Source organism: Pseudomonas mendocina (assembly GCF_003008615.1).
Lineage (GTDB): Bacteria > Pseudomonadota > Gammaproteobacteria > Pseudomonadales > Pseudomonadaceae > Aquipseudomonas > Aquipseudomonas mendocina_C.
In genome coordinates this window covers 2,134,512-2,152,681 of the sequence record NZ_CP027657.1, presented here as the reverse complement: position 1 = coordinate 2,152,681, position 18,170 = coordinate 2,134,512, and the positions used below count along the sequence as shown (strand labels likewise).

Annotated in this window: 15 protein-coding genes; 9 read left to right on the top strand and 6 right to left on the bottom strand. The window is 64.1% G+C overall.

The window, feature by feature from the left end; translation table 11 throughout:
- The first annotated feature begins 3 nt into the window (after positions 1–3).
- The 9 genes from C7A17_RS10000 to C7A17_RS09960 all read left to right on the top strand — a co-directional run bounded on the left by C7A17_RS10000 (position 4) and on the right by C7A17_RS09960 (position 9,590).
- Positions 4–810 (top strand): amino acid ABC transporter ATP-binding protein, encoded by an 807-nt coding sequence (locus C7A17_RS10000; RefSeq protein WP_106737890.1) that lies wholly within the window; start codon positions 4–6, stop codon positions 808–810.
- Positions 807–2,039, top strand: a complete 1,233-nt coding sequence (locus C7A17_RS09995; protein ID WP_106737889.1) for a M20 family metallo-hydrolase — start codon at positions 807–809, stop codon at positions 2,037–2,039. The genes C7A17_RS10000 and C7A17_RS09995 overlap by 4 nt, the downstream gene beginning before the upstream one ends.
- 27 nt (positions 2,040–2,066) lie before the next feature.
- Positions 2,067–2,780 carry a DUF1989 domain-containing protein gene (locus C7A17_RS09990; RefSeq protein WP_074938756.1) on the top strand — a complete coding sequence of 238 codons (714 nt, stop codon included), beginning with the start codon at positions 2,067–2,069 and terminating at the stop codon, positions 2,778–2,780.
- Between the two features lie 150 nt (positions 2,781–2,930).
- The gene (locus tag C7A17_RS09985) at positions 2,931–3,539 is read left to right on the top strand and encodes a cupin domain-containing protein (RefSeq protein WP_074938758.1); all 609 of its coding nucleotides are present in this window, start codon (positions 2,931–2,933) and stop codon (positions 3,537–3,539) included.
- Between the two features lie 91 nt (positions 3,540–3,630).
- Positions 3,631–4,521 (top strand): LysR family transcriptional regulator, encoded by an 891-nt coding sequence (locus tag C7A17_RS09980; RefSeq protein WP_106737888.1) that lies wholly within the window; start codon positions 3,631–3,633, stop codon positions 4,519–4,521.
- Positions 4,522–4,653: 132 nt separating this feature from the next.
- Positions 4,654–5,529, top strand: a complete 876-nt coding sequence (locus tag C7A17_RS09975; RefSeq protein ID WP_106737887.1) for a methylenetetrahydrofolate reductase — start codon at positions 4,654–4,656, stop codon at positions 5,527–5,529.
- Positions 5,530–5,633: 104 nt separating this feature from the next.
- Positions 5,634–6,140: a sigma-70 family RNA polymerase sigma factor gene (locus tag C7A17_RS09970; protein ID WP_106737886.1), complete on the top strand. Its 507-nt coding sequence runs from the start codon at positions 5,634–5,636 to the stop codon at positions 6,138–6,140.
- Entirely contained in the window at positions 6,137–7,078 is a 942-nt protein-coding gene (locus C7A17_RS09965) for a FecR domain-containing protein (protein ID WP_106737885.1), read from the top strand. The genes C7A17_RS09970 and C7A17_RS09965 overlap by 4 nt, the downstream gene beginning before the upstream one ends.
- Before the next feature lie 97 nt (positions 7,079–7,175).
- Entirely contained in the window at positions 7,176–9,590 is a 2,415-nt protein-coding gene (locus C7A17_RS09960) for a TonB-dependent receptor (protein WP_106737884.1), read from the top strand.
- 167 nt (positions 9,591–9,757) lie between these two features.
- Here C7A17_RS09960 and C7A17_RS09955 read toward each other — a convergent pair whose 3' ends face one another.
- From C7A17_RS09955 to C7A17_RS09925, 6 genes are all read right to left on the bottom strand, one after another.
- Positions 9,758–12,154: a TonB-dependent siderophore receptor gene (locus tag C7A17_RS09955; RefSeq protein WP_106737883.1), complete on the bottom strand. Its 2,397-nt coding sequence runs from the start codon at positions 12,152–12,154 to the stop codon at positions 9,758–9,760.
- Between the two features lie 182 nt (positions 12,155–12,336).
- Complete coding sequence (locus tag C7A17_RS09950; RefSeq protein ID WP_106737882.1) at positions 12,337–13,260, bottom strand: FecR domain-containing protein; 924 nt, start codon at positions 13,258–13,260, stop codon at positions 12,337–12,339.
- Positions 13,257–13,772 carry a sigma-70 family RNA polymerase sigma factor gene (locus C7A17_RS09945; protein WP_106737881.1) on the bottom strand — a complete coding sequence of 172 codons (516 nt, stop codon included), beginning with the start codon at positions 13,770–13,772 and terminating at the stop codon, positions 13,257–13,259. The genes C7A17_RS09950 and C7A17_RS09945 overlap by 4 nt, the downstream gene beginning before the upstream one ends.
- A gap of 136 nt (positions 13,773–13,908) precedes the next feature.
- Entirely contained in the window at positions 13,909–16,431 is a 2,523-nt protein-coding gene (locus tag C7A17_RS09940; RefSeq protein ID WP_106737880.1) for a TonB-dependent siderophore receptor, read from the bottom strand.
- Positions 16,432–16,631: 200 nt separating this feature from the next.
- The gene (locus tag C7A17_RS09930) at positions 16,632–17,588 is read right to left on the bottom strand and encodes a FecR domain-containing protein (protein ID WP_106737878.1); all 957 of its coding nucleotides are present in this window, start codon (positions 17,586–17,588) and stop codon (positions 16,632–16,634) included.
- Complete coding sequence (locus C7A17_RS09925; protein WP_106737877.1) at positions 17,585–18,103, bottom strand: sigma-70 family RNA polymerase sigma factor; 519 nt, start codon at positions 18,101–18,103, stop codon at positions 17,585–17,587. The genes C7A17_RS09930 and C7A17_RS09925 overlap by 4 nt, the downstream gene beginning before the upstream one ends.
- Positions 18,104–18,170: the final 67 nt, after the last annotated feature.

Below are 18,170 nucleotides of genomic sequence, written 5' to 3'. Positions count from 1 at the left end.
TCGATGAGCAACCTCCCCCTTCTTGAACTGCGCGGCGTTGGCAAGTCCTACGGCGCCAACCGCGTGCTGCAGGGCTTCGACCTCAGTGTGCACGCGGGCGAGATCGTCTCGCTGATCGGCCCGTCCGGTTCGGGCAAGACCACCGCGCTGCGTTGCATGAATTTTCTCGAAGCCTATGACGAAGGCGAGGTGTGGATCGACGGTCAGTTGCTCGGTTACAGCGGCCCGGGCCGCAAACCACGGGATCAGGACAGCCCTGCGGCCATCGCCGAGGTGCGTCGGCCGCTGTCCATGGTGTTCCAGCAATTCAACCTGTGGCCGCACATGACCGTGCTGGAGAACGTCATGGCGCCCCTGCTGCTGGGCAAGGGCATGAACAAGGGCGAAGCGCGTGCCCTGGCCGAAAGCGCGTTGCAGCGTGTCGGCCTGGCGGCCAAGGCCGATGCCTACCCCGCGCGGCTTTCCGGGGGGCAGCAGCAACGTGTCGGTATCGCCCGGGCGCTGGCGGTGAAACCGCGTCTGATGTTGCTCGACGAGCCGACCTCGGCGCTCGACCCGGAGCTGGTCGAGGAAGTGCTGCAGGTGATCCGCAGCCTGGCCGACGATGGCATGACCATGGTCATGGTCACCCACGAGATGAGCTTTGCCGCGCAGATTTCCAGCCAGGTGGTGTTCATGGAAGCTGGACGCATCGTCGAGACCGGCGCGCCGGGCGAGATGTTCCAGCAACCGGCCACCGAGCGCCTGAAACAGTTTCTCAAGCCCTGGTTCAACCGCAGCCTCAGCCCGCGTGCGGAGGTGACGGCATGACGGCTGTACGGGTGATGAATGCCGTGCGTGGCGAACGCCTGCAGGGTTTGCTGACAACCCTGGCCGACTTCGGTGGCCTTGAGGGTGGCGGGATGAATCGCCAGGCGCTGTCGGCGGAGGATCTCGACGCGCGCGCCTGGCTGATCGGCGAAGCCCGGCGTATCGGTTGCCGGCTGTGGACGGATGCCTGCGCCAACCTGTTCATTCGTCGCGACGGCCTGGAAGACCTGCCGCCGGTGATGACCGGCAGCCATATCGATACCCAGCCCAACGGCGGCCGTTATGACGGCTGCTACGGCGTGATGGCCGGGCTGGAATGCCTGCTGGCCCTGCATGACCAGAATCTGCGTACGCGCCGGCCTATCGAACTGGTGGTCTGGACCAACGAGGAAGGCAGCCGTTTCAGCCCGGGGGCCATGGGCTCCAGTGCCTTCGTCGAACCACAGCGCATGAACGCCTATCGCGGCAGCCTCGATGCCAATGGCATCAGCCTGGGGGAGGCGCTGGACGCCCATACCGAGCGTTTCGCCGACCTGCCGCTGCGCGAGAAGATCGCCGCCCATGCTTTCGTCGAGCTGCATATCGAACAGGGCCCGGTGCTGGAGCGTGCCGAGGTGCCACTGGGGGTGGTGTCCGGCATTCAGGGCGTGCGCTGGTATCAGATTCGCTGCCAGGGCGCCTCGGCCCACGCCGGCACCACGCCGATGGACATGCGCCGCGATGCCATGCTGCAGGCCACGCGCTGTCTGCCGGCCATCGAGGCCTTGGCCGAGCGCCTGGCCGGTGCCGAACAGCGCCTGACCTTCGGCCGCTGGCAGGTGAAACCCAATTCGATCAATACCGTGGCGGGCGACGTGACCTTCAGTATCGACTTCCGCCATGCCGACCCGGCCGTGCTGGAGGCCTTCGACGCCGAGTTGCCGAACTGCCTGCCCGAAGGCGCCGAGCTGCAGCCACTGTTCAGCCATCCGCCGGTGGCCTTCGAGGCCGGCATCGTCGAGGTGCTGCAGCAGGCCGCCGATGCCACGGGTGAGGCGTCCCTGAGCCTGCGCTCTGGTGCCTTCCACGATGCCATGTACCTGGCTGGGCATTGCCCCACCGGCATGCTGTTCGTGCCCAGCCGCGATGGCATCAGCCACAACCCCAACGAATACACCGAACCTTCCCAGCTCGAAGCCGGCGCCCGTGCGCTGGCCTGGAGCCTCGTCCAACTGGCCGAACAAGTCTGATCTGCCATTGCCCACCTAGGAGCGACCATGAGCCATTCCAACCACGCCCACGACTATCCCGCCTGCTGCCAGCCCGACAACGGCGCCGCGCTGGGCATCAACGCCACTCTCAACGAGCCACTGTCGGCCGACGGCACGCCCGAGCTGGGCAAGACCTACACCGTGCCGGCCCGCTGCGGCCGCGCCGTGCGTCTGAAGGCCGGTGAGGTGATCAAGATCATCAATACCCACGGCACCCAGGTCTGCGACACCTGGCTGTTCAACAGCGAAGACCTCAGCGAATTCCTTTCCATGGAACACGCCCGTGCGCATATCGACCGCATCATTCCCAAGGCGGGTGACGAGCTGTTCAGCAACCGTCGCCGCACCATCGGCACCTTGCTGAGCGACACCTCGCCGGGCGTGCACGACACCCTGATCGCCGCCTGCGACCTGCATCGCTATACCAACCTCGGTGTCGAGGGTTATCACGACAGCTGCGCCGACAACATGCGCCTGGCCTTGCAGGCCATCGGTCTGCGTGCCCGTGAAGTGCCGCAGCCGTTCAACCTGTGGATGAACATCCCGGTCAAGGCGGACTACAGCATCGAGTGGCTGCCACCGGTTTCCAAGGCCGGTGACTACGTGGAAATCCAGGCAGCCATGGACTGCGTGGTGGTGATGTCCGCCTGCCCTCAGGACATCGTGCCGATCAACGACCTGAACCCGGTGGAAGTGCACTTCGTGGTCAGCGCCGGCTGACCTGCTGCCAGGCCTGTGCCTCTCTGGCATGGGCCTGGCATAACGTACAGAGTCACGCCAAGGGCGTTCACGGCTTAATTCCGTGAGCGCCTTGCGCGATACTGTGCCGTTCGTGGCTGTACCCGTTGTCATCCATTGATCGAGATGTACATGCGCAAACCCAGTCCTACCCCTTCGACCAAGGCTCACCACACCGATGGCCTGCCCAGCCTGGGCATGCGTCTGCGCCATGCGCGCAAGGTCGCCGGGCTGACCCTCAAGCAGGTGGCGGTTGCCGCTGGCTGCTCGGAAAGCCTGATCTCCAAGCTGGAGAACGATGCGGCTTCGCCTTCGCTGGCCATGCTGCACCGTTTGGCGGGTGCGCTGGGCAGCAACGTGTCGACGCTCACGTCCGAGGAATGGGTATCCGACGAGCCCGTGCTGCGCGCCGGCGACAGGCCGGTGAAGCGTTTCGTCAAACGCAACAAGGACGGCGAGATAGGCCTGGAGCGCATCACGCATCTGCAGAAGGGTGGTCTGCTGCAGGGCAATATCCATATTGTTGCGCCTGGCGTGGCCAGCGATGGCCTGATCGAACACCCCGGTGAGGAAATGGGCTACGTGCTGACCGGCAGCATCGAGCTGACCATCGGCGAGCAGACCTACAGCCTGACGGCTGGCGATGCCTTCCATTTCCCCAGCAACCTGCCTCACGGCTACCGCAACGGTGGCGATAGCGAGGCCCGCATTCTCTGGGTCAATACGCCGGTCACCTTCTGATCGGGGCCGATGCATCGGCTGCCAGGCGGCCATGGTCAGGCAGCAGAAAAATCATTAGAGTTTTCCGACTTGTCAGGAAAATTCACTCGATATGAGCCGAGACCTTCCACCACTCAATGCCCTGCGCGCTTTCGAGGCTGCCGCTCGCCTGCAGAGCGTCAGCCGTGCCGGCGATGAGCTGCATGTCACCCACGGTGCGATCAGCCGGCAGATTCGTGCGCTGGAGGAACAGCTCGGGGTCAGCCTGTTCGACAAGGACGGGCGCGGCGTAAAACTCACCGATGCCGGCTTGCGCCTGCGCGATGTCACCTCGGAAAGCTTCGAGCGCTTGCGTGGCGTCTGTGCCGACCTGCGCCGTCAGCAGGAAGAGCGGCCCTTCGTGCTTGGTTGCCCCGGCAGCCTGCTGGCGCGCTGGTTCATCCCGCGGCTGGATCGCCTGCAGCGCGAACTGCCGGAGTTGCGCCTGCAACTGTCGGCCAGCCAGGGCGAGCTGGATCCGCGCAGCGCCGAGGTGGACGCGACCCTGCTGTTCGCCGATCCGCCCTGGCCGGCCGACATGCAGGTGTTCGAGCTGGCGCCCGAGCGCATCGGCCCGGTGCTCAGCCCGCGTTATGCCAACCATGCACGCCTGGCCGCAGCCACTGCCGAGGCGCTGTACGCCGAGCCGTTGCTGCACACCACCTCGCGTCCCCAGGCCTGGCCACAATGGGCGGCTGCGCAGGGCCTGGCGGCAGAACGCATGCAGCAGGGACAGGGTTTCGAGCACCTCTACTATCTGCTGGAGGCGGCAGCCGCCGGGCTGGGCGTGGCCATCGCCCCGCAGACGCTGGTGGCGGATGACCTGCGTGCCGGTCGCCTGGTCGCGCCCTGGGGCTTCGTCGAGACTACCGGCTGCCTGGCGCTGTGGACACGTCGCGTCGACCCGCGTAGCGAGCGCCTGGCGGGCTGGCTACGGGAAGAACTGGCAACCGCTACGGATTGAGCGGATGGCGTCTGGTTAGGTCGCCAATGCCGATACGCGCGACGTTACCAGCGAGGTAGTGCGAGAAACCGGTTGCTAGCATCGCGGGACTTTCTTTCGCACAACGGCCTGGCCGGTTCAGACGAGGCGTCAATGTCCAACCCGTGCAGCAGTTCCACCGATTTCATCCCCTACACGCTGGAGGTGACTGGCAAGGGTATTCGTGAAGTCGAGCAGGCTCGAGCGGCGATACCTGCAGGCACACCGATCAACATTGCCTTTCTGGGCAATGAAGACCATGCCCAGCGCATCCATGCGGCCAAGGTCATCCGTGCGTGCTGCGCCGAGCCTGTACCGATCATTTCCTCACGTCGGCTGCGCAGCGAGGAGGATCGCGACGAGCTGATCGGCGCGCTGGTCGAGCAGGCGGCACCCAGGCGCTTCATGTTCGTCGGCGGCGATCCGGCCATTCCTGCCGGCCCCTACCACGACTCCCTGGCGCTACTGGCCAGTGGCGTGCTGGAGCGCCACGGCATCGATCAGGTGGTGATCACCGGCTATCCGGAAGGGCACCCGAAGATCGACAGCGGCGAACTCATGCGCGCCCTGAAATGGAAACTGGATTTTCTGCGTGAGGCCGGTTGCGCTGTGGAGATCACCACGCAGTTTGGTTTCGATGCCGAGGCGGTGGTGCGCTGGATCGCGCAACTGCGCCAGCAGGGCATCGAAACGCCCATCCGCATTGGCGTGCCTGGGCCTGCCGATGTTGGCAAGCTGCTGCGCTTTGCCCGTCAGTTCGGCGTGGCGACCTCTGCCTCCATCCTGCGGCTCTATGGGTTATCGATGACCAACCTGATGCAGCGCGTCGGCGCCGAACGTTACTGGGATCAGTTGCAGGCCGGGCTGGGTGGCAGGCGACTGGGTAGCATCGGCTGGCATCTTTACCCCTTCGGCGGAATAGAGGATGGCGTTACCTGGATCAATGCGCGTTTGAGCGCTGCCGCCAGCCTCCAGGTGTCGTCGCGCTAGAGAACGGCAACGCTCCAAGAGCAGACATGACGCCTGGGATATTGCCAAGCCGGCCTGGCAAAGATGACAATGCAATTCATTGTCATTTGATACGAAATCGCGCCATGTCTGCCGAAGTCCAGGTGCTGGATACCCTCTATCGTGATCATCACAGCTGGCTGCAAGGCTGGCTGCGACGGCGCCTGGGCAACCGTTGCGATGCTGCCGACCTGGCGCAGGACACCTTCGTGCGTCTGCTACGTGCCGGCAACGCGGCGAGCATCCGTGAACCGCGCGATTACCTGGCCACCGTGGCGCGCGGGCTGATGGTCGACTTCCTGCGCCGCCGCTCGCTGGAGCAGGCCTACCTCGATGTGCTGGCCAGCCAGCCGCAGGCAGAACACCCCAGCGCCGAACAGCAGGCGTTGCTGCTGGAAGCGCTGATGGACGTCGACCGTATGCTCGACGGTCTCGGTCGCACGGTGCGCGAGGTGTTCATCCTGTCTCAGCTCGACGGCCTCACCTACGCGCAGATTGCTGCCCGTCTGGGTATCTCCCTGCGCAGTGTGAACAACTACATGGCTCGCGCTGTGGAACACTGCTGCCTGTTGCAGGCAGGTTGGCAGTCGTGAACGAGGCACAGCGCGTCGCGCTCAAGGCTGCCAGCGGCTGGTACGCACGGCTGTGCTCTGGCAGCAGCGATGCCAGCGAGCAGCAGGCCTGGCAACGCTGGTATGACGCCGATGCGCATCATCGCCAGGCCTGGCAGCAGATCGAGAAGCTGCGTGAGCAATTGGGGCTGCTGCCTGGCCCCATTGCCTCGTCGACCCTGCGCGGCGTCGACCACGGCCGGCGGCGCCTGCTCGGCAGTCTGGCGTTGGTCGGCCTGGCTGCGCCGCTGGGCTGGTTCGCCTGGCAGAGCGACACCCGGCGTTACTGGCTGGCCGACTACCGCAGTGGCGTAGGTGAGCGTCGCCAATGGCAACTGAGCGATGGCAGCGAGTTGATGCTCGGCACCGCCAGCGCGGCGCAGTGGCATGTCGACGGGCAACGGCGCCTGCTGCGTTTGTTGAGTGGCGAAGCGTTGATCCACTGCCCAGGCGAGGCCCGCCCGCTGCTGGTGGAAACCCGCCATGGCCTGGTACGCAGCCAGGGTGCGCGTTTCTGCGTGCGCAGCGATGAGCAAGGCAGCCAGGTCGCCGTGCTGGAACAGCACGTGGAGGTCGCGCCCCTGCGCCATCTGCAATCCATGCAGACGCTGACTGCCGGGCATCACCTGCGCTTCGATGCCGGGCAGCTCGGGTCACCGCTTGCCAACGATGCGGCCACGGCGGCCTGGACGCAGGGCAGCCTGATCGCTCTCGATCAGCCGCTGGGCGAGGTGATCGCCGAGCTGGCGCGCTATCGCCATGGCGTGCTGCGGCTCGATCCGGCCCTGGGCGGGCTGAAGGTATCCGGCAGTTTCCCCCTGGCCGACACCGATCGCGCCCTGGCCGCGCTGGAGCACAGCTTCCCGGTACGGGTGGTGCGGCGTACCGACTACTGGGTGACGCTGGTGCCGAAGGTATAGCGTTTAAAAAATATTGATTGTCGTTTGCACTTTTTTCTCGACTGGCTCGGCCCTCCTGAAATACCGGCTACAGGCCTTCCATTCTCAGGGGAAATTCATGCGTCAACCTCGTTGCAAACTGCATTCGCTGACCGTGGCCGTTCAGGCCGCACTGCTCTGCTCCGGCCTGGCACTGACGGTGCCGACGCTCAGTGCCGCGCCAGCAGAGTCTGCCGTGCAGGCACAGTCTTTCGATATCGCTGGCGGCCCGCTGGCCGAGGTGTTGAACCGCTATGCCAGTGCAGCCGGCATCGCTCTGTCGTTCGATGCCACTGCGTTGCAGGGGCAGCGCAGTCAGGGTCTGCAAGGTACCTATGAGGTCGAGGAAGGTTTCGCCCGCCTGCTGCAAGACAGCGGTCTGCGCGCCGTGCGCCAGGGCGAGGGCATCTACGGCCTGGAACCACAGCCGCAGCAACGTCCGGTGAACAGCGACGTGCTGGAGCTGGACGCCACCCAGATCACCGTCAGCACCCTGCGTGGCGATACCGCTGTCGGCCAGACCAGCCAGCGCGTGACCGTGATCGATCGGCAGCAGATCGAACAGCAGCTGGCGCTGAGCAGCGACCCAGGGCAGGTGCTGAGCAACCTGATTCCGTCCTATTCGCCAAGCCGGCAGAAGATGTCCAACGCCGGTGAAACGCTGCGTGGCCGTACCCCGCAATTTCTCGTCGACGGTGTGCCGCAGGCCAGCTCGATCCGTAACGACGGGCGCAGCAGCTACACCATCGATCTGGCGCAGATCGAGCGCATCGAGGTGATCCACGGAGCTTCGGCCGAGCATGGCGGCGGCGCCACTGGCGGTATCGTCAACTTCATCAGTCGCCGCCCCGAGAGCGATGGCATCAATCAGCACGCCGGCGTCAGCCTGGAGAGCGATGACCGCTTCAGCAAGGATGGCCTGAGCTACAAGATGAACTACCGGGTCAGCGCCCAGCAGGGCGACTGGGAAACCCTGTTCGGCGCCACCTGGCAGGAGCGCGGCGCATTCTACGACGCCAACGATGAGCTGATCGGCGTCGCCTACCCTGGCGAGATCCAGGACACCCGTGACCATGACTTGATGTTCAAGCTCGGTTACTGGATTGACGAGGTACAGCACCTGCAGTTCAGCGCCAACCACTACGAACTCAAGGGCAACAACGACTACGTGCCGGTGCTCGGTGACCGCGCCGCGGGCATCCCCACCACCGCGCGCAAGGGCGACCCGCAAGGCGATCCGGCGTTCAACGAAAACCGTCAGTACACCTTCAGCTACAGCAACCAGGATCTGTACGGCAACGTGCTCGACGTGCAGCTCTATCACCAGCGTTACCGCGGCCAGTTCGGCGCGCTGATGTCGGCCGCCTTCCAGGATCCCAACATCGCGCCGGTCGGCACGTTGTGGGAGCAGAGCCGCAGCGACTCGGAGAAATGGGGCGGCAAGCTGACCCTGCGCCGCAGCGGCCTGTTCGACGGCCTGCTCGACCTGACCGGCGGCGTCGACCTGATGCGTGACAAGGGCGAACAGGTGCTGGTGCAGACCAACCGCAGCTACGTGCCGCCGTCCACCTACGACAACCAGGCCGGCTTCCTCCAGGGCGACCTGCACCTGACCGACAAATTGACCCTGATGGCCGGCGTGCGCCGCGAGCACTCCGAGCTGGACGTGGATGACTTCCGCACCGTATGGGGCACCAACAACGCCGGGGGGGTTAGCGTCACCGGTGGCAAGGTGTCGTTCGGCAAGACCCTGAGCAACTACGGTTTCACCTACCAGGCCACCGACTGGGCGCAGCTCTACGGCGGCTACTCGGAAGGTTTCGGCATGCCCGACATCGGCCGCGTGCTGCGCGGGCTCGACGAACCGGGCCTGGACGTGGAAAGCCTGCTGGAGCTGGAGCCGATCGTCACCCGCTCGCGCGAGGTGGGCCTGCGCCTGAACTTCGACCGAGTGGACATGGAGCTGAGCTACTACGAGTCCTTCTCCAACGTCGGCGAGCGCCTGTCGGTAAACAGCGATGGCAACTACATCGCCAACCGCGAGCGGGTGGAGATCCAGGGCTATGAGTTGACCGGCAATTGGCACTTGAACGACCGCCACAGCCTGCGCGGTAGCTATGCCCACAGCCAGGGCAAGTCCGACACCGATGATGACGGCAAGGTGGATACGCGCCTGACCGGCCTGAACATCTCACCGGATCAGTACAGCCTGGCCTGGCAGGCCAACTGGAACGAGGACTGGTCGAGCTACCTGCAATACAACTACTACGTCAGCCGCAGCTTCGACGACCCGCGCCTGGAGTTCGACGGTTATGCCCTGCTCTCGGCCAGCGTCAGCCGCCGCCTGCCGGTGGGCAGCCTGTCACTGGGTATCGACAACCTGCTCGACGAGGACTACTTCACCTACTACTCGCAGTCGGCACGCATCGCCAACGACTACAACTTCAAGGGTCGCGGCCGTACCTTCACGCTGGGTTATCAGGTGGAGTTCTGATCGAGGCTTCGAGCATAGCGCCAATGTCGCCCTTAGCGGCATTGGCGATCTGGCGAGAAGTTTTGTGAGGGACGGAGTGGGTGACGCGCAGCTTGTCCGGCCTGATGTTTTATCGAAGCCTCTAGGCTAGGGCGCTCAAGCCAGGCTTGTGGTGAGCGCCCTGCCGGTCAGAACGAATGCGACAGACTTGCCGTCAGGCTGCGCGGAGTGCCATACCAACCGCGCGCGCCGATGGCGGTGTAGTAGGTCTCGTCGAAGGCGTTGTTGAGGTTCAATGACACGCTGGTCTCGGGGGTGAAGGCATACTGCGCCATCAGATCCACCACGCTGTAGGCGCCCTGGTGGAAGGTGGCGTTGTTGGGGCCGGCGCCCTTGTAGTACTCCGCACCCTGCCAGCGCACGCCACCACCGACTTTCAGTTGCGGAATGGATTGCAGGCGATAGCTGGTGAACAGCTTGAAGGTGTCGCGCGGCACCTCGGTGAGCATGCGCTGGTCATCGGCGTTCTTGATCACCGCATAGGAATAGCTGGCAGCAACCTGCCAGTCCGGCAGGATCTCACCCGCCATTTCCACCTCGAAACCACGGGTCTTGGTGCCGGATTCGGGGATGGAGTAGCCGGGGTTGTTAGGGTCTGCCACAGGCAGGTTGTCCTGGCGTACCTCGAAGACGCTGAGGCCGGCCGTCAGGCGCTTGTCCCAGAACTCGCTCTTGAGGCCCAGCTCATAGCTTTCGCCTTCCTTCGGCTCGAGATAGGTGCCGCCGACCTGCTGCACATTCTGAGGGTTGAAGATGGTGGTGTAGCTGGCATAGGCAGACCAGTTCTCGGCGAAGTCGTAGATGAGGCCAAGGTAAGGCGTGACGATGCCATTTTCCTGTTCTCGGGTGGAGGTGACATTGCCGGTCGCCAGCACGCGTGAAGACTTGTCGCGTTGCCAGTCGATCACCCGTGTGCCGGTGATCAGCGAGAGACTGTCAGCCAGGCTCCAGCGTGCCGCCGCGACCCATCCCGTCTGTGTTTCATCCAGCGCATCTTCCGAATACTTGTCACGCACGATGTCGGGTATCGGCAGCGAGCCGTCCCAGGTGAAGATGTTGTCGATGCTCTGGAACCCCCAGAGGTTGTAGCCGTAGCTGCGGTAATAGGACTTGGCGTGGCTGGCGCCCAGGTGCAATTCATGTTCGCGGGAGAATAGCTCGAAGGGGCCGGACGCTGAGAGGTCGAACGAGGTCTGGCGCGGCTCGCCTGCCCAGCGGCCTGTCCAGGTGGAGATACCGCTGCCATCGGGATTGACCCTGCCGCTGGCAGCAGTGGCGAAGGCATCGTCATAACTGCGGCGGCTGTGCTCGGCGTTGAATTTCACTTGCCAGCCATTGCCCAGCGCATGTTCCAGGGTGGTGAACAGCGTCTTGGTTTCACGCTTGTGGTAGCTCCAGTCGGCGCCGGAGTTGAACGAGCGCGATGGTTTGAAGTGGGTACCGTTGGCGTTGTACATCGGGAAGCCGTGGTTGCCTGCTCCGTCGTTATCCATCTTCTGGTACTCCGCACCCACGGTCAGCATGGTGGCATCGCTGATGTCCCATTCCAGTACGCCATAGGCCACCTGTTTCTCCAGCTCCTGGCGGTCGACATGGCTCTTGCTGTCGCTCTTCGAGGCGACGAAACGGCCGCGTACATGGCCGCTTTCCGAGAGCTTGCCCGATACGTCCAGGTCGGTTCGGTAGCTATCCCAGGAGCCCGCCTGCACGGTCAGCTTGCGCTGCGTCTCCAGGGTCGGCTTCTTGCGGATCAGGTTCACGGTGGCACTGGGGTCGCCAGTGCCCGACATCAGCCCAGTCGCGCCGCGCACCACTTCGACCCGGTCATAAGTGACCATGTCGGCGAGGTCGTCACGAAAGCCGTAGCTGTCGGTGCGGTTGATACCGTCGACCTGGATGTTGCCGATCTCCATGCCGCGCACGTAGATGTGGTTGGCGTCGCTGCCGGCTGGGCCCATGCTGTCGACGACCACGCCGGGGGTCTGTTCGAGTACCTGGGCGATGTCGGTGAGGTTCTGATCCTCGATCTGCTGACGGGTCACCACGCTGACCGCCTGCGGCGTCTCGCGCATCGACAGGTTCAGCCCGGTCGCGGTGTTGGTCGAGCCGGTGGTGTAGCTGCCGGTGCCTTCGGTGGTGGCGCCCAACTGCGCACCGGATACGGTCATCGCACTCAGCTCCAACGCGCCTTCCTGGCTCGGGCGAACCAGTACGTAGCGCTTGTCGCCAGCCTGCTGCACCTGCAGGCCACTGCCTTGCAGCAACACGGCGAAGCCCTGATCCACCTCGTACTTGCCATGCAGGCCGCTGCTACTCAGCCCAGCCGTTTCTTCACTGCTGAAGCTGATGGTCACGCCGCTGGCGGCGGCGAACTGACTGAGCGCGGCGGCCAGGCTGCCAGCGGGAATGCTGTAGCTGAGCGGTTCGGCCCAAGCGCTGGCGGTAGCCAGCAGTGAGCCGGACAGGCTCAGGGCCAGGACTGCCTGGCGAATACTACGGGCGAGTGGAGAGGGGGATGCTGACATCGAATGGCTCCTGTTCAGGTGGCCTGGGCGGGCAGGCGGAAATGGACGTGAACATGGAGCCGAAATAGGAATGAAAATCTGTTACCCCCAAGATGAAAATATTTACGCCTCTGTGCATGCCCCCACATTTCATGCGGCACCGTGGATCGGGCGACGCTACCCCGCTCGCTGGGCTGGCGCCGTCATGCCTCGCGCGCCTCGATGCGTATCCAGTAACGGGTCATGCGGTGCATCTGGATCGGCAGGGCGTCCAGCAGGCTGGCCAGCGTGGCCTCGCTGTCGTTCAGGTTGAAGGCCCCGGATAGACGCAGGGCCGCGACCTGTGGCGAGCAGCCCAGGTAGCCGTGACGATGACGTGACAGTTCGGCGAGCACTTCGTCCAGGCGCCAGTCGACCACCACCAGCATGCCCTGCGTCCAGGCCGAGGCGCTGGCCGCTGCCGGGCGCAGCGCGCCGACCCTGGTGCTGGTGAAATCGCATGCCTGGCCGGCTTCCACTCGCACCGCCTGAGCCGTGGCCTGGCTCGGGCGGATTTCCACGGCATGTTCCTCGACTGTCACTCGTGTCTGGCTACTGGCCTGGTGCACGCCGAAGCGGGTGCCGAGCGCAAGGATGTGCCCTTCGGCGGTCTGTACGCGCAGCGGGCGCGGATCCTTGGCAGTGGTGACGAGAATCTCGCCGTGCAGCAGATGGATCAGTCGCTGCCCGGCCGTGAAGCGGATATCCACCCGGGTGTCGGTATTGAGGTCGAGGCGGCTGCCATCGGCCAGCGTTACGCGTCGCCGTTCGCCGACGCGAGTGACGTAATCGGCGCTCCACGGCGAAACCTGATAGCCCTGCCAGCCGACCAGGCCGACGCCTAGTAGCACGGCCAGCGTTTTCATCACGTTGCGGCGGCTGTGTCGGGCGTTCTCCAGGGCCAGTGCGGCGATGCCCTGTGGCGCCTGGTCGAAGCGCTGGCACAGGTTTTCCAGACGCGCCCAGGCCTGGGCGTGGCGCGGATCCTCGGTGAGCCAGGCCTGCCAGGCGGCACGCTGGGCATCGGTGACCTGGCTGTCGTTCAGGCAGACGTACCAGTCCACGGCCTGGCTGAGGGCGACCTTCATGCTTCGTCCAGCAACAGGCAGTGCATCAGCGCGCTGGCCAGGTGTTTGCGCACGGTGGTGACGGAGACTCCAACCCGCTCGGCAGCCTTCTCGTAGCTCAGGCCGTCCAGCTGCACGGCGAGAAAGATTGCGCGGGTACGTTCGCCCAGGCCATCGAGCAGGCGGTCGATGGCCAGCAGGCTATCGAGGATCAGGGCGCGGGTTTCGGCAGCGGGCTCGTAGCGCTCGGGCTGCAGTGCCAGAGCTTCGAGATAGGCCTGCTCCAGCGAGCGGCGACGATACAGATCGATCACCAGGCCGCGGGCGACGGTCGCCAGGTAATGGCGCGGTTCGCGCAGGCTGCCGGCACTGCGGGCGAGCAGCACACGGATGAAGGTGTCCTGAGCCAGGTCGGCGGCATCGGCGGAGCTGTTCAGGCGTTGACGCAGCCAGCCACGCAGCCAGCTGTGATGCTCGCGGTAGAGCACGGCCAACTGGGCGTGGTTGCCCGTTTCGGATAGCAGCGTGGACATCCAGCCTCCTGCTGAGAGATTGCGAATAAGAATTTATCGCAACTATACGCAGGAGGATGGTGGTTGGGAATGGTCGTTGAGTGGTTGCTGGCGAGTAGGCGGCCCTGCGCTCCTTCGAGCGCAGGTGCTACCCGAATCAGAAGTCCGCTTTGACCGTCAGCATGAAGTTACGCGGCTCGCCGTAGAAGTTCCCCCAGGAAACGGCACCTACGCTCTGGTAGTACTTCTTGTCGAACAGGTTGTTGCCGTTGAGCGCGACAGACCAATTTTCATCGATACGGAAGCCTACGCGGCCGCTCCAGATCGCATAACCGGCCTGCACCGAACTGACGGCGGGGCTCACGTTCGCATCTCGGTAGGTGATGTCGCTTTGTACGCTCACGCCGGCGCCGAGGTTCCAGCGCTCCAGCTCGCCGGGCAACTGGTAGTCGGCCCAGGCTCGGAATAGGTGGCGTGGGAAGTAGGTGACGGAAAAGGTCGGCTCTTGCGGGTCGAGGTTGGCGCTTTCCAGGTACTTGGTCTGGGTGTAGGTGTAGCCTGCCAGCAGTTGGAGTCGATCAACGAGCTCGCCACTGATTTCTGCTTCGAAGCCTTGCGCGCGCACCTTGCCCACGTCGCTGTAGCAGAATCCGTCGGAAGAACCCAGGCAACTGGTGCTGTAGTTCGCTTCTGCACGGTGCTCTTCGACGGTTCGGAACAGGTTGAATGCCGTATTGACGCGGCCCTGCATCAACTCACCCTTGATACCCAGCTCGTAGCTGGCGCCGGTCTTGGGCTGTATCGGGCTGTTGGACTCGTCGGTGTAAGTGCTCTGCGGCTGGAAGATGTCGGCATAGCTGGTGTACACGGACCAGTTGTCGTTCAGGTCGTAGATCAGTGCGGCAAAGGGGGTGACTTCGCCGTTCTCCTGGCTCCTGTCGTGTTGCCAGTAGTTCCAGGCGCGGGTGTAGGAGTCGCGGCTGTTGCGATACCAACTGACGCGAGAGCCCAGCACGAATGTCAGCGGTTCGGCGAGTTTCAGGCGCAGCGTGGCGTAGGTACCGAATTGCCGGGTATCCGACTCGGTGGGTACCGAACCACCACGATAGGAGTTGGGGGCGTAGAAGCTGTCCGGTGGTTCGGGAATATGCGCGTTCGGTTTGAACGGATCCTGTGTCGTGCCCAGCAATGAGGTCATATTGATGAGCGCCATGTGGTCACGGGTCTTGCCGCGGCTGGCATTGGCCCCGACGGTCAGCTCGTGTTCCAGGCCGAAGGCATCGAATTTCCCATCCAGGTAGGCGTCGAAACCGTAGTCGGTCTGGTCATAGTCGAACAGGCCTGAGTAGACATTGGATGGTGCCGATGTGGCGCCTGGAGTGACGCCGCCGTTGGTTTCGGACAGCGCGTATTTGATCTCCTGCTTGTTGCGGGTGTAAACGCTGGCGAACTTGAAGGCCCAGTCCTCGTTCAGTCGATGTGACAGGTCTGCGAAGACTGTGGTGCGCTCGCTCTCCCAGTTATTCCAGGATGCGCCCAGGCAAGTGGAGCGACTCAGCTTCAGATCTTTACCGTTGCTGGCGCGGGGAAGGCCATGCCAGCAAGGGGTGGCGTCCAGACTTTCGTAGGCGACGCCCACACCGACGGTGGTGTCTGGTGTGAGGTCATAATCCAGGGCGCCGTAGAGGATCTGATCCTCCCGTTCGCCGAGGTCGTAAAAGTACTGGCGATCCTGCTGAGCCATGACGGCACGGCCGCGCAGGGTTCCCGACTCGTTCAGCGGGCCGCCGACATCCACTTGGCCGCGGTAGTTGTCCCAGGAGCCGGCCGAAAGTGTCAGGCTGGTCGTGAATTGGTCCTGACCACGCTTACGCACGAAGTTGACCCCGCCGGCAGAACCACCGGAGCCTTTCATCATACCCGCCGCGCCCTTGAGCACTTCGACGCGGTCGTAGTAAGCCATGTCGCCCGAGAAGCTATTGGCCTGGACGTACTCCGCGCCTACGTCCAGAGGCACGCCGTCGTACTGGTACTGCCCCTGCATCATGAAGCCACGGGAGTAGAAGTACTTACCACCCATTGGGGACTCATATACCGCGATGCCCGGGGTTTTCTCCATTACCTGATCAATGCTGGTGATGTTTTGGTCATCCATATACTTGCGAGTCATGACCGTAATGGACTGCGGTGTTTCCTTCAGCGTGTGCTGGCCCTTGCCAATGGTCACTGCACTGGCGGTGTAGGAGCCGCTACCCTCGGTCATCGCATTGAGGCTGCTACCGGTTACGGTTGTCGCCCCCAACTCAAGCGCATCGCTATGCACCGCCGCCATTTCCAGCATGTAGTTGCCATTGACACTGAGCGCGCGCAGGCCGGTGCCGGCCAGCAGCCGCGCCAGGCCTTCATCCACCGAATAGCTGCCGCTGAGCCCCGGGCTGCGCTTACCGGCGGTGAGCTGGCCGTCGGCTGAAAGCAGGATGCCGGCTTCGCTGGCGAAGCGGTTAAGCGCCTGGTCGAGATTGCCTGCGGGAATGGCGTAGCTGCGGGCCTGTTCGCTGGCAATGGCCTGGGACACAGGTATGGTCAGCAGTAGCGGGCCGCCGGTCAGCAGACTGGCGAACAGGGCGTGGCGAACCGCGAGGCTCAGCCGGGAACGTGTCGAAGTGGGCAGATGCGGCATTCTGGATGATCCTCTTGAGAATGCTTCTTGGTTGAGTTCAAGAGGTATCCCGAACGAATCGGCAAAACCGACAAAGGGCTGCAGAGAAATTTTCACGATGCATTCGTGGCCGACATAGCGCTCGCCGGAGAGCTATCCGTAGGGTGCGCGATGCGCACCGCCCGGATGCCTCAATATAAGGTTGGTGCGCACGGCGCACCCTACGCGGGGCCGATCGTGACCCAGTAGCGTGTCAAGCTGTGCACCTTTACCGGCAGCGACTGCTGCAGCGCCGTCAGCACGCGGTCTGTGTCGGCCAGCGGGAATACGCCGGTCAGCGTCAGGTTGGCAACAGCCGGGTCACAGCGCAGCACGCCGGGGCGATGGCGGGACAGTTCGGCGATGAACTGTTTCAGTGGCATGCGCTCGGCGATCAGGCGGCCGTCTTGCCAGGCGATGGTGTTGGTATCGGCCCTGGCGAGTTCGCCAAACCCGGTGGCGGAGAACCAGCGACTCTGCCCGGCCTGCAAACGCAGTGGCGATGCACTGCGCGGACGCAATTCCAGCTCGCCCTCGAACAGTTTCACCTGGCTGCCACCATCACGCTGATAAACGGAAAAGCGTGTGCCCAGCGCCTGGATTTCCCCGGCTGCGGTTTCCACGATCAGCGGGCGTTGCGCCGCGTCATGGCCGCTGTCGAGCAGCAACTCACCCTCAAGCAGACGGATGCGTCGCTCGCTGGCGCTGAACAGGATATTCACCGCGCTGCCGCTGTTGAGGCTCAGCCGGCTGCCATCGGCCAGGGTGCGTTGCAGGCGCTCGCCGGTGCCGCTGTGCAGGTCGGCCATGGCCTCGCGCCATGGCAGTTGCGACTGGGCGAGGTAGCCGCTGCCGCCGACCAGCAACAGCGTGCCGAGCAGCTTGAGCGTCTGCCGTCGACGCGCATCGGGCAGTTCGCGCAGTACCGCGCAGGCGGTGTCGGCCGGCACGCCGCTCAGGGTAGTTTGCAGCTGTTCGAGGCGCTGCCAGGCGCGGCCATGTTCGGGGTCGGCGGCGCGCCATTCGCGGAAGCGGCGCTGCTGTTCGTCATCCATCTCGCCGCCCCACTGCAGCATCAACCAGTGGCTGGCCTGCTCGACGATGGCAGGGGCGATAGGTGCTTCGCTGGCGGCTTTCATTCGGCGTAGAACGCCTGATAGCAGGCAGCGATGGCGCGCAGCATGTACTTCTGCACCGAGCTGACGCTGACCCCCAGGCGCTCGGCGATCTGTGGATAAGTCAGCCCTTCGAACTGGGACAACAGGAAGGCTTCGCGCACCTTGGCCGGCATGCCGTCGAGCATGGCGTCGATCTGCGTCAGGGTTTCGATGACCATGGCGCGGGTTTCCAGCGACGGGGTTTCCGGTTCCGGCAGAGCGGCGAGGCTTTCCAGATAGGCCTGTTCGATGCGCTGGCGGCGCCACTGGTCGATCACCAGGTTGCGGGCGATCTGCGCGAGGAAGCGGCGGCCTTCGCCGTGCTCCGGCATGCGCCGTGTTACCAGCAGACGAAGGAAGGTGTCCTGGGCGATATCAGCGGCCCGCTCACGGTCGCCCAGGCGGCGGCGTAGCCAACCTTGCAGCCAGCCGTGGTGATTGTTGTAAAGCCTGTGTACGTCATCATGCAGCGATGACGGCGGCAGAACGCTGGACACCCTGGGCTCCCTGGCACGCCGATGCAGATAAGAATTGATCGCGATTGTATGGAGGCGCTGCGGATTT

What these genes read in the sequence shown, in the direction of transcription:
- C7A17_RS09980 (WP_106737888.1), top strand. Translation starts at nt 3,631, where the DNA reads ATGAGCCGAGACCTTCCACCACTCAATGCCCTGCGCGCTTTCGAGGCT.
- C7A17_RS09990 (WP_074938756.1), top strand. Translation starts at nt 2,067, where the DNA reads ATGAGCCATTCCAACCACGCCCACGACTATCCCGCCTGCTGCCAGCCC.
- C7A17_RS10000 (WP_106737890.1), top strand. Translation starts at nt 4, where the DNA reads ATGAGCAACCTCCCCCTTCTTGAACTGCGCGGCGTTGGCAAGTCCTAC.
- C7A17_RS09975 (WP_106737887.1), top strand. Translation starts at nt 4,654, where the DNA reads ATGTCCAACCCGTGCAGCAGTTCCACCGATTTCATCCCCTACACGCTG.
- C7A17_RS09995 (WP_106737889.1), top strand. Translation starts at nt 807, where the DNA reads ATGACGGCTGTACGGGTGATGAATGCCGTGCGTGGCGAACGCCTGCAG.
- C7A17_RS09930 (WP_106737878.1), bottom strand. Translation starts at nt 17,588, where the DNA reads ATGAAAGCCGCCAGCGAAGCACCTATCGCCCCTGCCATCGTCGAGCAG.
- C7A17_RS09955 (WP_106737883.1), bottom strand. Translation starts at nt 12,154, where the DNA reads ATGTCAGCATCCCCCTCTCCACTCGCCCGTAGTATTCGCCAGGCAGTC.
- C7A17_RS09970 (WP_106737886.1), top strand. Translation starts at nt 5,634, where the DNA reads ATGTCTGCCGAAGTCCAGGTGCTGGATACCCTCTATCGTGATCATCAC.
- C7A17_RS09985 (WP_074938758.1), top strand. Translation starts at nt 2,931, where the DNA reads ATGCGCAAACCCAGTCCTACCCCTTCGACCAAGGCTCACCACACCGAT.
- C7A17_RS09950 (WP_106737882.1), bottom strand. Translation starts at nt 13,260, where the DNA reads ATGAAGGTCGCCCTCAGCCAGGCCGTGGACTGGTACGTCTGCCTGAAC.
- C7A17_RS09940 (WP_106737880.1), bottom strand. Translation starts at nt 16,431, where the DNA reads ATGCCGCATCTGCCCACTTCGACACGTTCCCGGCTGAGCCTCGCGGTT.
- C7A17_RS09960 (WP_106737884.1), top strand. Translation starts at nt 7,176, where the DNA reads ATGCGTCAACCTCGTTGCAAACTGCATTCGCTGACCGTGGCCGTTCAG.
- C7A17_RS09945 (WP_106737881.1), bottom strand. Translation starts at nt 13,772, where the DNA reads ATGTCCACGCTGCTATCCGAAACGGGCAACCACGCCCAGTTGGCCGTG.